10 protein-coding genes and 4 pseudogenes are annotated in these 12585 nt (G+C 32.5%); 7 read left to right on the top strand and 7 right to left on the bottom strand.

The genetic code is table 11. From position 1 onward, the window contains the following. Nucleotides 1-10: 10 nt before the first annotated feature. Entirely contained in the window at nt 11-823 is an 813-nt protein-coding gene (locus tag ILT06_RS31085; protein ID WP_374453905.1) for a peptidoglycan-N-acetylglucosamine deacetylase, read from the top strand. 508 nt (nt 824-1331) lie between these two features. Here ILT06_RS31085 and ILT06_RS31080 read toward each other — a convergent pair. From ILT06_RS31080 to ILT06_RS31070, 3 genes are all read right to left on the bottom strand, one after another. Next, nucleotides 1332-1883 carry a hypothetical protein gene (locus tag ILT06_RS31080; RefSeq protein ID WP_222655914.1) on the bottom strand — a complete coding sequence of 184 codons (552 nt, stop codon included), beginning with the start codon at nt 1881-1883 and terminating at the stop codon, nt 1332-1334. 317 nt (nt 1884-2200) lie between these two features. Next, nucleotides 2201-3367, bottom strand: coding sequence for a hypothetical protein (locus tag ILT06_RS31075; RefSeq protein WP_222655913.1), 1167 nt, complete (start codon nt 3365-3367; stop codon nt 2201-2203). Between the two features lie 323 nt (nt 3368-3690). Further along, a complete protein-coding gene (locus ILT06_RS31070) occupies nt 3691-3993 on the bottom strand; it encodes an antibiotic biosynthesis monooxygenase family protein (protein WP_016106895.1) in 303 nt (100 codons plus the stop codon). 340 nt (nt 3994-4333) lie between these two features. Here ILT06_RS31070 and ILT06_RS31065 point away from each other — a divergent pair. The 4 genes and pseudogenes from ILT06_RS31065 to ILT06_RS31055 all read left to right on the top strand — a co-directional run bounded on the left by ILT06_RS31065 (nt 4334) and on the right by ILT06_RS31055 (nt 7401). Then, a pseudogene (locus tag ILT06_RS31065) lies at nt 4334-4894 on the top strand (MerR family transcriptional regulator). A 317-nt stretch (nt 4895-5211) separates the two neighbouring features. Continuing rightward, nucleotides 5212-6711, top strand: coding sequence for a hypothetical protein (locus ILT06_RS31060; protein WP_222655922.1), 1500 nt, complete (start codon nt 5212-5214; stop codon nt 6709-6711). Between the two features lie 78 nt (nt 6712-6789). Continuing rightward, nucleotides 6790-6966, top strand: a pseudogene (locus ILT06_RS33325) (IS6 family transposase); the annotation flags it as partial. 42 nt (nt 6967-7008) lie between these two features. Further along, on the top strand, nt 7009-7401 hold the full coding sequence (locus tag ILT06_RS31055; protein WP_222655912.1) for an ammonia permease: 393 nt from the start codon (nt 7009-7011) through the stop codon (nt 7399-7401). 667 nt (nt 7402-8068) lie between these two features. On the opposite strand, the gene ILT06_RS31050 is transcribed toward ILT06_RS31055, so the two are convergent. The 4 genes and pseudogenes from ILT06_RS31050 to ILT06_RS31040 form a co-directional block, all read right to left on the bottom strand. Next, a complete protein-coding gene (locus ILT06_RS31050; RefSeq protein WP_098852943.1) occupies nt 8069-9871 on the bottom strand; it encodes a sensor histidine kinase in 1803 nt (600 codons plus the stop codon). Further along, a complete protein-coding gene (locus tag ILT06_RS33230) occupies nt 9868-9957 on the bottom strand; it encodes a hypothetical protein (protein WP_374453903.1) in 90 nt (29 codons plus the stop codon). The genes ILT06_RS31050 and ILT06_RS33230 overlap by 4 nt, the downstream gene beginning before the upstream one ends. A gap of 9 nt (nt 9958-9966) precedes the next feature. Beyond that, nucleotides 9967-10371 (bottom strand): annotated as a pseudogene (locus ILT06_RS31045) (sortase); the annotation flags it as partial. Nucleotides 10372-10564: 193 nt separating this feature from the next. After that, on the bottom strand, nt 10565-10933 hold the full coding sequence (locus ILT06_RS31040) for an LPXTG cell wall anchor domain-containing protein (protein WP_222655911.1): 369 nt from the start codon (nt 10931-10933) through the stop codon (nt 10565-10567). Between the two features lie 419 nt (nt 10934-11352). On the opposite strand from ILT06_RS31040, the pseudogene ILT06_RS31035 reads away from it, so the two are divergent. After that, nucleotides 11353-11688, top strand: a pseudogene (locus ILT06_RS31035) (transposase). 22 nt (nt 11689-11710) lie between these two features. Then, nucleotides 11711-11941 carry an RNA chaperone Hfq gene (gene hfq, locus ILT06_RS31030; protein ID WP_222655910.1) on the top strand — a complete coding sequence of 77 codons (231 nt, stop codon included), beginning with the start codon at nt 11711-11713 and terminating at the stop codon, nt 11939-11941. Nucleotides 11942-12585: the final 644 nt, after the last annotated feature.

Genomic DNA, 12585 nt, shown 5'->3' with positions numbered 1-12585 from the left:
AGTGAAAAAAATATTTCAGGCCAAAAAATTCGTAATATCAATTCTAACGGTAGCCCTAGTAGTCATTATTTATTTTGTGATTCAATCAATTGCATCACCCGCAAGAGGGGTAACCAACCAAGAGAACCCAATTCAGCTTGTAAGCGAACAGCCCAAATTTGAGATACACAAACCAGTACCTAATCAATTTAACGGTCAAATACGGAAAGTTGCATATCTTACATTTGATGATGGACCAGGAAAGTATACAGCTGAGCTTTTAGATATACTAAAACAACTGGATGTTAAAGCAACTTTTTTCTTAACTGGTAAGAATGTACAGGCATATCCTAATTTAGTAAAACGAGAAAAAACAGAAGGTCATTATGTAGGTATGCATAGCATGACTCATGATTTCAAAAAATTATATACAAATGGTGACTATGTTAATGAAATGAAAACAAATCAAAATTTAATAGCAGATATTATTAGAGAAAAACCACAATTAACCCGACCTCCTTATGGTTCTATGCCTGGATTAAATGAAGCACTTCGTAATAAGGTAGCAGAGGGTGGATTTAAAGTATGGGATTGGACAATTGACTCCCTAGATTGGAAACATAATAACTTACCTGTAGAATCGGCTTCCATAAATATTGCTCAAAATGTAATTATTGGTGCGACTAGGTCTAAAGAAATCATATTAATGCATGATATTCATCCTCAAGCTGTTGCAGCCGTACCAGCCATTATAAAAGGATTAAAGGAAAAAGGGTATGAATTTGAAGCTTATCAAGAAAATAATCACTTCTCTTTAAATTTCTGGCAGGACCCACGCATTTAGCTTTTTACGAAAATTACGCTATATTTAAAAATACCATAAAGCTAAAATTTATAAAGATTCATTAATATAGTACTCTAACAAACTCTAAAAGCCCTTGACTCTATTACATCAATATCGTCAGGGGCTTTTTAGAATACGTATTTTATCATAAGATATGGCTCTTTATTACTCTCTCAAAATAAATCGAGAGTCTGTATAGCTATAGAACCAAATCCTGCAACAAACATTAGCGGATATTATTTATGCATATAAAAAGGAAGACTTTTTAAAGGCGAAGGTCTTCCTGGGGTCCCACCAACCAAATGACATAAAACTCACGCTGATACATTTTTTAGGAATTAAAAACCTGATTTCCTTATGCTAAGCGAGGTCACTATATCATTTCGAGTAATTTGTACGTTAAGGAACTGATTATTCATTTTACTGCTTTTTAGTTATAAGAAAATGAGCTGAAGTATCAATATTAGACTAAAGGAGTTTCCATTAATGGTTGTAATTTCGTCTTTTCCTAATCCCAATTAATATCTCCAGTAGTTATAGCTCCTCTACCTTTGCAATAACCTTGATCTTTACATTCTAGTTTTAGACTATATTTACCTCGACCTAGTTGTTCGTTTCTTGTAAACATGTCACCTGGTTGCAATGTCTTTTCATACTTGACTTCATGATTTTTATATAATGTGACCTTTATAGGTACCTTGCTTTCTGAATAATTTGATACATGAAAGAAGGGACTGTAGGCTTTCGTATTTAATTCTCGTGTTTGTTGAGATCTTGTATCTACTAAATTTGCCATGCTGATGCGTAAATCTTTTTGCTCTTCATATTGTTGCAGTTGATTCCAAATCGCTTCATGCCCCTCTGGTATATGTGTAGTAAATAAATACGTATCAATCTCTTCAAAATAGATTGGATTTTTATCTGCTTGTTTATGAACCGTATCTTGGAAAATCGATATAAAGCCCTTATTAGTGAAAAAAAATCCTAGTCCCCCTAATACTAAAAAAATGCCTATACCTAAAATGGAAAGTTTAAGAGACTTTTGTTTGAATACATTCATCCTATCTATTCTCCTCATGCCCACAGATAAAGTCTGTAGATATTATAATAATTGTCATACAGTACTATATATATAAATATTATCTTGTGTGTCAATGTAATTTATTGTAAACAGTAGGATTAGCTCATGAAAGGATCTCACCGACATCTCGCAAAAACACCCGAGTTATAAAAAATCATCGATATAGTCATGGGATTTTTAGAAAACGTATTTTATCATAAGGTATCGCTCTTTATCACTCTCCCAAAAGAAATCGAGAGTCTGTATAGCTATAGAACCAATTCATGCAACAAGCGAACATTAGAATTCTATAACCTTTAGAAAACATCAACTTGAATGATAGTATCTGCTGTAGTACTTCCACTAGCAGCTGTTACTTTTAATGAAATACTATCCCCTGCTTGAAATGTCACGGAAACATTATTATTTATATTAGATGTCTGGGCACCATTTAATGTTACTGTAAGAGGTGTATCTACCCCATTTTTTCGAATCGTCCAAGTATCTGTATTCGTGCCTCCTGGACTAACTCGAGCCCGTATTCCTAATGATTTAACAATAGCTTTTTGACTTATTCGGATAAATACCTCTGTATTTGAAGCGGCTGCTGTACCCGGTCGATAAAAACGGATTCCACTTGGTAAACTAGCGGGATCAGCCCAAATAATAGTATTAGGCTGTAAAACTGTAGAAAAGTTTAAATTGTTAGCATTGGAATTTGTGAGATTGGCTGAACTTAACACCATTGTTCCAGCTGTTTGTGATACATCAGCTGTAGTACCTTGAATGGATGCTAAGCGTAAACTTAATTGTGCCCCCGACCGATTTACTTCGGCACCAATAAAAGATCCTGCACCTCCTGAACTAGTCGTAATTAAATTAATGTCGCGACAATGAAAGTTATGTGGATTCGTATTCACTAATATTGCTCTTTTATTTCCTAAACCAGCTGATTTAGTTGTTATGGTTGTTGCTCTTACAGCACTTATACTGTCATCTGGCGTTCCTGTTCCAAAAGAATGAATTCCATACACATTAGAAGTTCCATTTGTTGATGCTGTAGAATTATCTACAGTGATAACTGCTGTTCTTAATTTAGCTGTTTGTGATGTTGTTCCAGGAAAAGCAACTCCCGTTAAACTCACATGGTTAGATGAAGTTAATAGCACTGTAATATCTTCCGCTCTTGTATTTTCACCCATTGTAAGTACAATAGTATTTGATGCCACATTCTGTTGACGAATGGTTACCGTTGACAAACTAACCCCCCGCAATGAATTTCCACTAGGAATGACAACTGTCTCATCATAAACTCCAGGAAATACAAGAATTGTAATCCCTGTAGTTCCAATTGTATTAATTGCTGTGATTGCTCCATTAATTGTTTTAAAAGGATTTCCTCCAATGAAAGCTGTTGAATCATTCCCAGATTCCATAACTACAGCAGTGTTGGCTCTAGATATTAGTACTTCTTGTATACTCATCCAGTCTTCTTCTCCTTTCGTTTTTATATCATTTTCAAGAGAAGTTATCCATACTCTCTATTCTATTTAGAACATATAAACTAATAGAAGTTACCATATGAATGTTTTAATTTCTTTGCATTTTGGCTATTTTCCTGTATGTTAAGAGATAATTTGTATTTTTATAAAAATTATTAAAAGGAGAGATATTATGGGCATCCCCAGCATTTTTCAAAATAGCCTACGCTATGTAAACAAATAAAATAACCTGCACATGTGGACAACTTATTTACATAATTCTCGTTATTGGAAGTTACTTTTCAAGTATTAATAGACGCTCAAGTTCAGTTTCGTGATAACTCTACACGTTCAAAGTGTTCAACTGTTGGAAATGGATCATAAAAGTGATGCAATAATGTTTTCCACTCTTGATATTGTTCAGATTGACGAAATCCCATCGTGTGGTCTTCTAAAGTTTCCCATTGCACAAGGAGCAAATATTTCCCTTTCCGCTCCATACAGCGTTGTAATTCATGATTTATGTATCCTTGCATGGAAGAGATGATTGAGGATGCTTGTTTAAATACCGATTCATACTCCGTCTCCATACCGTCTTTTACTTGCAACATGACTGCTTCTAAAATCATTTTGAAGTCCTCCCCCTTTTCCTAATTATACCATGTGGGTAGAACGCTGTCTGAGGAGTTTTGATGTATAACATATACATGTAAAGTTAGCATAACGTCTCATTATCGGTAGCAAATATTTTCATAGAATCCTTGTTTTTATAAGGTTTCTTGATTCTGTGTTTATTTATCTCTTATACATGATTTTATACATGGTTGATGTATCGGGTATTCTAGGTATTCCCGCTATTCTTTTTTTGCATAAAATCTTGTATAAATAAAAAAGATTTTGATTGAAATATTGATTTAATCTTGTTTTATGAGTAAAAAACGTATTCCGTTTTTGGGGGAGGAATGAAGATTGGAACTAAAATCGGAAATGTATACACCGAAAATCGTCGCAGATCGTTTAGGGGTGACTCCCGATTTATTAAAAGTATGGTCAAACGAATTTAATATACAAACGGAACGAAGTCAGGGAGGGCATCGTAGGTATTCTAAGGAAAATACAGAAGAATTAACAGCAGTCAAAGAAAAAATACAGTTGCAAAAGTGGTCTTATGATCAAGTTCGAGCATGGCGGAATGGAGAACTTGATTTGTTTGTCTCAAAAGAGGAAAAATCGGAATTAGAAAAGAAATTGGATGCAGTATTAGAAAATCAGCAATTACAAAACCAGTTTAATCACACGCTTGTTCAAAAATTACAAGAGATTACGAATGAATTAGTTACCACAAAAGAACATTTGGCTAATACATAGAGAAAATTAACAGAAGTAGAAGGTAAAAACATTGAATTAGAAGCCTTTATAGAGAAAAAATTAGAGAAACGAGATCAATTATTGCTTGAAAACATTAGAGATATGCAGAAGCAAAATCAGAAACAAAAGCGGAAAGGTTTTTTCGGTTTGTTTAAAAATTAAATGTGGTTGCTATTCTTTGTAAGGCCGAATATCGGAAAAAGAAGAATAGCATACATAGAATAAGGGAATGCAGTACAGATCAGCATACAAGCATTTCCTTGCTATTAATATGAAGCGTTTTTAAAATAGGAAATTTTATTAGAATTTAGCTTATTTATAAAAGTATCGATTATATTAGTAGAATTATTAATAATAATTTTTTATTTATCCACAAAAGTAGGACAAAAACTGTTGTTTTTTATGTTACATTTATTTTGTGATTGTTTTCACAAAATAAAGGAGGAAACATTTTGTTTAAAAAGTATTTTTTTGTATCAATGTTATTGTTTTTAGTTTTTTCTTTTTATAACAATAACTCTTTTGCAGAAGAGACATTGTTTAAGGAAGAGGTAAATAAACATTTTTATGCTTATAATGAACCTTCATTTAATGCTCAAAAGGCTAATGGAGGAAATCAATTTGGTCCCCAAAAAGCTTTAGATGTAAAAGAAAAGCGTGAGAATGGTTGGTGGAAAGTTGTTACATATGAGGGGGATAAGTGGATTAATCTAGATGGGGAGATAAAATATTTTGATAAACCATTCTTAACATTTTATGAACCTTCCTTTGGATCTACAAGAGGGAATATTGGGATAGCTTATAATCCTCAAAATCTTAAAGTTATAGATGGAAATACGTCTGGTTGGTTAAAGGTGCAAACATGGGAAGGCGACCAATGGATGTATCCAGGTGTTGCTGAAACAGTAGCAGTTAATAAAAATTTTTATGTTTATAATGAACCGTCTTTTACAGCAGATAAAGGGTCTGGTGGAAATCAATTTGGTCCTCAAAAGTTTTTACCAATATTAGAAAAACGTCAGGATGGTTGGTGGAAAGTTGTTACATATGAGGGGCCAAAATGGGTTGCGTTAGATGGAACTAGAATGAAAGTTGATGTAAATTTTACTACTTTTGATCAACCTTATTTAGAAGCATATAAAAGAAGTTCATTTTTACCGCAAACTGTTACTGTACATGACGGTAAGAAAACGGATCAAGGTGATTTTTATTTAATTACTACTTATGAAGGCCAAAAATGGATGTCAATTAATGCTGAGAAAAAATATAATGAAAAACGAGAATCTATGCGTCAATCATTAGGGTATAATGAAAATGATTTTGATGATGATAGTATTCCAGATAGTACTAGACAATCTGATAATATGCAGATTAAAGCGGAACCTAAAGAACTTAAAATTCCTACGAAAGAACAAAGAGAAGCATTTTTAAAGGAAGTTAAAGATGCTAAAGAACGTGGTTTAACAACTCGAGCTATGCCGGAGGAATGGGTACATAGAGGAGATGTAGTATATACTCCTAACTCTTGGGGAGGGCTTGTAGGGCATACAGCAATTATTGTCACAGATTTAACTAATGGTTATGATTACAGAATCGTACATTCCCCTGGTATAGATGCATTTCCTGCAGTTGATATTCAGTCTCTGGAGCAATGGGAATTTATTCATGCTCAAAATGAGGAATATTATAAATTCCGCTATTTTAGACATCCTAATAAATCAGTAGGTATAGCTGCTGCAAATTATGCTTTTGATCATTTCTATATGAATCGTTATAACTACAAATATGATTTTTGGTCATCTAGTGCTAAAGAAAATAATAACAATATTTATTGTACTAAACTAGTATATCTATCTTATCGTGATGGTGCAGGAGTAGATATATTTCCAATGAATTTCGGCATTATACATCCGGCCGATTTTTATTTCCAAAATAAACTAATATTATATTTTACAGGTGAGGGAGGGCATTGGGGATAAAAAGTTAATGTTTTAAGTTCTTTTGCAAACTTGATAGATTAATCCATCAAGTTTGCAAAAAGAAAAACACGTGATTATCAAGCGATTTATATGTGTATAAAACATTTTACAATTAAGCATTTCAATAATCTAATTGAACAGGATCATTGTCATGATTCAAGTATGATAAAAGGTATTAAAATCACTCATGTACTATATAGACAAAAGCGAAGTCTGCAAAGAGACTCCGCTTTTTCAACATACAATGAACTTTAACAATTCTTAAAATACAACTTATCAATTAGGAGAAGATTATATATGTATATTCTGGGCGACCTTTGGATTTTCTTTATACCTATTTTTATATTATGTGGATTTATTGGGGGACTTTTTTTAATTATTACAGGGATTGAAAATCGTAAATTACTTGTGGGTGTAATGGGATTACTTAGCCTTTCCCTTGTCGTGCTACCTTTTACTTTATTTTGCATGGGGATTGGGAATCATGAAGATAAAATACTCCCTTATATTCCAAACTTTCTATACTTTATTCTATATTCTTTAAGTGGGTTATTAGCCGGGTTCAATGGACTACAAGCAAAAATTAAAAGTATACGTAATATGGGATTTATTATTTTTGCTATTGGAATATTAGGGGCTGTTTTCTATTATTTAATGACTGTATCAAATGATTCATTTTATATTTATTAACAAATGTACATAATGTATTTTTATTTTAATTAGAATAATTTTTATAGACATCTATGAAAAGATAAAAGTTTCGTTGTAGTGATATTTTAAAATGTTATGTTGATGAATATGTGTTTATATTTTTAAAACGATTATTAGAAGAAAGGGAATAAATGGTGAGTGTCAATGGTAAGCGGACTGGAATGGTTCAGCGGTTTTTCCTGACCCATGAATGGAGCATTAAGGAATTGACATGTGCAGCTAATTCTCCAACCTCTTGGCAGTTTCTCAAAACGATACGTTTTTGGGACGCCAACCGGCGAGGTAGTCCCTCAAGGATTGAGGGGTTGGGGAGTTCGATTGATGGGGTCAAGGGGGAGAGTTCCCCTTGTAGGTTCGGACAAAGCCCGAGGTGTTTTTGTCATGCTAAGCATGGCTAGGCGAAGCCGAAAAGCGTCGCAGACCCCTATTTAGGTAAAAGTTTACATTGGTTTTAAAAAACAGTTACATCTACATTTGTAATAAATATCTCAATAAAGATATAGATGTTATATATGGGGTCACCATATCAAAAAAAGAAAATTGTACGCTTAGACACATTTTAGACACGAATCAACGTATTCTCTTTACGTTAAAGAAAAGGTAAAGATATTATCAAGAAAACCTAAAAAAGTGTAGAAAGGAGATTCTACACTTTTTTCTGTAAATAGAAATGAAACAATACGCCATCGACTGTATTGTTTACCCCATACTCAGCTTCATGGAGTTCTAAAATATTTTTTGAAATAGCAAGTCCAAGCCCCGTTCCACCTTGTGAACGTTGACGTGCTGTATCAACTCGGTAAAAACGATCCCAAATTTTATCTAATTGATCCTCTTCAATATGAGCACCTTTATTTTCTATACAAATCTTGACTCGATTTGGCTCATCTATTGTAGAAATAATAATATCCTCTTTATTTGGTGTATAACGTATGGCATTTGTAATAAAGTTGACGATTACTTGCTCAATGCGAAGTGGATTAGCAATCACTAGGGTTGGAGATATATTTTTGTAAACATGTAACTCTTTTTTCTCTATCTCTAATAATAGCTGTGCACATATATGCTCAATAACTCCATCAATATAAAAAGTATCCATTTTCATTTTATAGGTACCAGATTCAAATTTCGCCAACTCCAGCATGTCTAAAATTAACATATCCATCTTATCTACTTCTTTTTCCATCGCTTGAAAATAATATTCTTTTTTATGCTCTGCCACTCCATCTTTTAAAACAGAAATGCAGCTTTTCATAATACTTAGTGGTGTTTTTAATTCGTGGGATACACCTGAAATAAATTCTTTTCGCGTATTTTCTAACTTTCTTTCTTTTTCAATATCCTGCTCTAATTGTTCAATATGTGTGTGCACTGTATTTGATAATATATTTATGTTATTAGATAACTCACCAATCTCATCTTTAGACGTAATTGGAATCCTCTCCGTAAAATCTAATTGTGCAATTTGTTTCGTTGTATCATTTATTCGTAATAGTGGTTTTGCAATTTGTTTTGAATAATAAAACGAAGCCAGCAATATAAGCACTACTACAAATCCAATGAAATATATGTAATAATCCTTTACCATTTGTATGGCTTCATCTACAGGCTGCAACGAAGCCATCGCAAATATATATGTGAAGGAACCATCCTTTTCTGGTATCTGTTTAATTAATAATTTATATTTTATATCATTTTTTTCATAGTCAATTGTTTGTAAGAAATTATAGGTCTGTTCAGCACCATTTAACAACAATTTCGCTTGAAATTCTCTTATACTCTCCATAAATAAGTCATTTATATATATTGGATTTCCCAAGGCTGTGCTAGTAGGCGATTGAAATTTCACAATACTTCCTGCAAAATTAGTATACAAATCCCCCTTATCTTTTATGTTTCCCTTTTTTATTTCCAAAGCAGTTTCACTCATTTTCTTATCAAGTGGTTTATTTGTCCAATTCAAATTGCTATCTGCCATACTAACCGAAACCGGAATGAATATATCATCTTTCTCAATTCCAGAAAGATAAACTTTCGTGCCTGGTGTAGAACGTAATTTTTCATTTTCAATCTCATCGATTTTCAAAAGATTATATAAGGGAATTGTAACGGTCACTTTGCCCAATTTATTTTGTGAAAGATGATTTAATTCTACCTCTACATAAAAATCATTCGCATTCTTTAAATTCCCATAACGATCTAACGTTGTAATCCATGTATTATTTTCTTTAGAAAAGTCTTGTTCCAGTTTTTGCATTGCTTCTACGTTGCCCACGCGATTTAAATAATCCTTCTCAAAGGAGTTTATATTTGCTTTAATATCATTTACTTTTCTATCTGCATAATATTGTTTAAAAAATATCGTTTGTCCAATAAATATTGTTGCTAGAATTAGCATGCATAGCACTGTTGTAAGGAGAAACAATTTTAGTACAATCCCTTTTCTCATACGTCCCCCAAAAACTTATACCTTATTCCAACAACAGTTGTAATGTACTTCGCCTTATGCCCTAATTTATTTCGTAAATTACGAATATGACTATTTACTGTCAGATCATCTGCATTTGTAATCCACATCTTATGAATTTCATAAGTATAAACCTTATTATTGTCTTCCACAATGAGGTTATCCATCTTTTTCAGCTCTCCTAGGGTTGTAAATATTGTATCACGATGTCCACTTAGTACAGTGTGACCACCACTTTCAGACGGAGGTGTTGTACTATCACTCACAAACATACCAACTCCTTTTTTCAATGTGGTGTCATTTGCACCCCAATATCAGAAAACTTCTTCGCTATTTTCGGGATATTTAATACAGCTACTTTCTCGCCTTCCTTAATACTGCATTTGAGAAGAAGGTACTTGAGAATTCATAGTTGTTTCAGTTGTATGTTGGTTTGATTCTATTTTTTCAAAACGTTTTATCTCATCTGTCCTTAAATTCAGTGCAGAACTTTTCCCTTTGTACCATTCAAAAGAATAATACTATCCAATAAGAATACCAATTATCATGAGAACAAATCCAATACGATTTAGAATCGTCACTTTTTATCCCTCTATGTAAAAAAATGGTAGGTTTCTCCTACCATTTTTATATATGAAATCATTCTATTCTTTATATGCTAATAGATATTTTATTTTATGCTTTAATTTTACGGCGAGTAAATCCGAACACAGAACCTAACGCTATAAGACCTGCACTTAAGGCCATCATTATTACATTATTGGATGCTGTATTTGGCAGTTTTTCACCTTTTGTAACTTGCTTTGCTGTTTCTTCTTTCATTTGCGCTTGTTTTTGTTGTTCCTGGATTCCTGCTTCTTTTTTCATTTGCGCTTGTTTTTGTTGTTCCTGGATTCCTGCTTCTTTTTTCATTTGCGCTTGTTTTTGTTGTTCCTGAATTGCTATTTCTTCCTTTGCCATTGTTCCAGTAGACGCACTTGCTACCGAAGAATATCCTACTGTTAATAGCCCCATCGCACAAATTGGTAAAAGTTTCTTTTTCATTTTATTTTTCTCCTCTTTCACATTTTCATATCGCATCGGATGTATTAATAGGATATATCCGTTATATAAAGATAAAATGCAGATTACATGCATTTCAATTAAAGATTTAATTGCGACAAAAAAGAAGGGGAGTGTTCTTGTCCATCTCCCTCGAAACGGAGAATAAGACAAATGTATTGTATTTCTAAGTAGTGAATAGCGAAATTTTTATTTTATTCAAAGGGGATTTGATTACGTAGGATTAGTAGCTTAATGGATTCGGTCTCTTCTGTTTTGGATACTATTTTATGTGCAATGGAGATATTATTTTTATTTCGGATAGATTTCTTGCGAAATATGTACCTAGAGCCGTATTTTAATTTAAATGTGATACGATAGTTGTATATATGCATTTGGACGGTAAAAGGGGATGAGTGTTGATGAAAAACCATATAAAAGTAAATGGAAAACTCCTTCAGACAAATAAAAAGTGGTCACATCTCCGGCAAAAACAAAAAGATAATATTTCTAATTGGTTACGTAGGGAATACATACAGTTTGTAAGAACTCATCATCGAAAACCTATAAAATACGAGCATGATGAGATTCTTCATGAAGTGATGAATCAAATACAGGAACGTGAAATTTAGATTCCGTATGGTGAAGTGAAAAAATACTGTGTAAGCAAAATAGGAAAATGGTTTAGAAAAATAGAAGGTGAATGGGAAATACAAATAGACAACAATGAGCGGCAGCAAGTATTAAAAGAAAAGTAGATACAAATAGGGGGCGTATTTCATGTATAACTTACAAGAAGATATGTATGAACAATTGAAAGAGAAAAAAGGGGAAGTTACTGTATTTTTAAAGAATGGCGTTCCAGTACGTGGGCAGATCCTTGCAACGGATAAATTTACTGTTCTTATGATGGTTCATGGTAAGCAACAACTAGTCTACAAGCAATTTCCACAATTCTTAAGTAATTCTTTTTCCTTTTTTCGAGGGAAGAGGAAAAAACAAAAAAAATAGAAGATTGATATCAATCTTCTTCAAAAAAGGGACAGATGACAGATTACTACTCCAACTCTTAATCAATTATATATAAGCGTATAGGAATATTCAATCCGTTCTGAATTTTCTCAACATGATTGTCTTATTCTTAAATTATAGTATAAGTAATTCTTTTTATTATTATATATTTGTTCTTTTCTGTTGCAGAATCCTTAAGCTATTAAGGATTCCTTTTTTGTATCCAAAATCCAAAAATAAAAAGATAAGATCCGGGAACAGGATCTTATCTTTAGCACAAGGAGTAAACAAAAGGATAACCATCATATTTTTATTATAATCTATTTTTTGTTAATTTTGAATATTAGCACCATAATTAACGAGTATATCTATATTGAGAAATTTATTACAAAATTAATTATAAATGATCCAAAACTCCAATGTAAACTTTTACCCAAAAGTTTACTTTCAAATTAGAAAAGATTAGGTCCTCAATAGGCTTTACCCCAGCCATAAACCTTACAATCAAAAACAAAGGGTAATTCAACTATCAAACTCATATAAAATGTTAATCTTGTCTAAGCATCCATTAGGATATACAATTGATCATCTATTTTTCTTTACATAATATCCAGATATAGTCCATATCAACTATAGATTCTTGC

The organism is Bacillus sp. 17RED48 (assembly GCF_019837545.1).
Lineage (GTDB): Bacteria > Bacillota > Bacilli > Bacillales > Bacillaceae_G > Bacillus_A > Bacillus_A wiedmannii.
Note: the sequence above shows the minus strand (reverse complement) of the source record. Positions and strands in the feature narration are given on the sequence as shown.

Excerpts from the sequence above, each read along its gene's own strand:
- ILT06_RS31080 (WP_222655914.1), bottom strand. The coding sequence starts at position 1,883 with ATGAATGTATTCAAACAAAAGTCTCTTAAACTTTCCATTTTAGGTATA.
- ILT06_RS31075 (WP_222655913.1), bottom strand. The coding sequence starts at position 3,367 with ATGAGTATACAAGAAGTACTAATATCTAGAGCCAACACTGCTGTAGTT.
- ILT06_RS31070 (WP_016106895.1), bottom strand. The coding sequence starts at position 3,993 with ATGATTTTAGAAGCAGTCATGTTGCAAGTAAAAGACGGTATGGAGACG.
- ILT06_RS31060 (WP_222655922.1), top strand. The coding sequence starts at position 5,212 with ATGTTATTGTTTTTAGTTTTTTCTTTTTATAACAATAACTCTTTTGCA.
- ILT06_RS31055 (WP_222655912.1), top strand. The coding sequence starts at position 7,009 with ATGTATATTCTGGGCGACCTTTGGATTTTCTTTATACCTATTTTTATA.
- ILT06_RS31050 (WP_098852943.1), bottom strand. The coding sequence starts at position 9,871 with ATGAGAAAAGGGATTGTACTAAAATTGTTTCTCCTTACAACAGTGCTA.
- ILT06_RS31040 (WP_222655911.1), bottom strand. The coding sequence starts at position 10,933 with ATGAAAAAGAAACTTTTACCAATTTGTGCGATGGGGCTATTAACAGTA.
- hfq (WP_222655910.1), top strand. The coding sequence starts at position 11,711 with ATGTATAACTTACAAGAAGATATGTATGAACAATTGAAAGAGAAAAAA.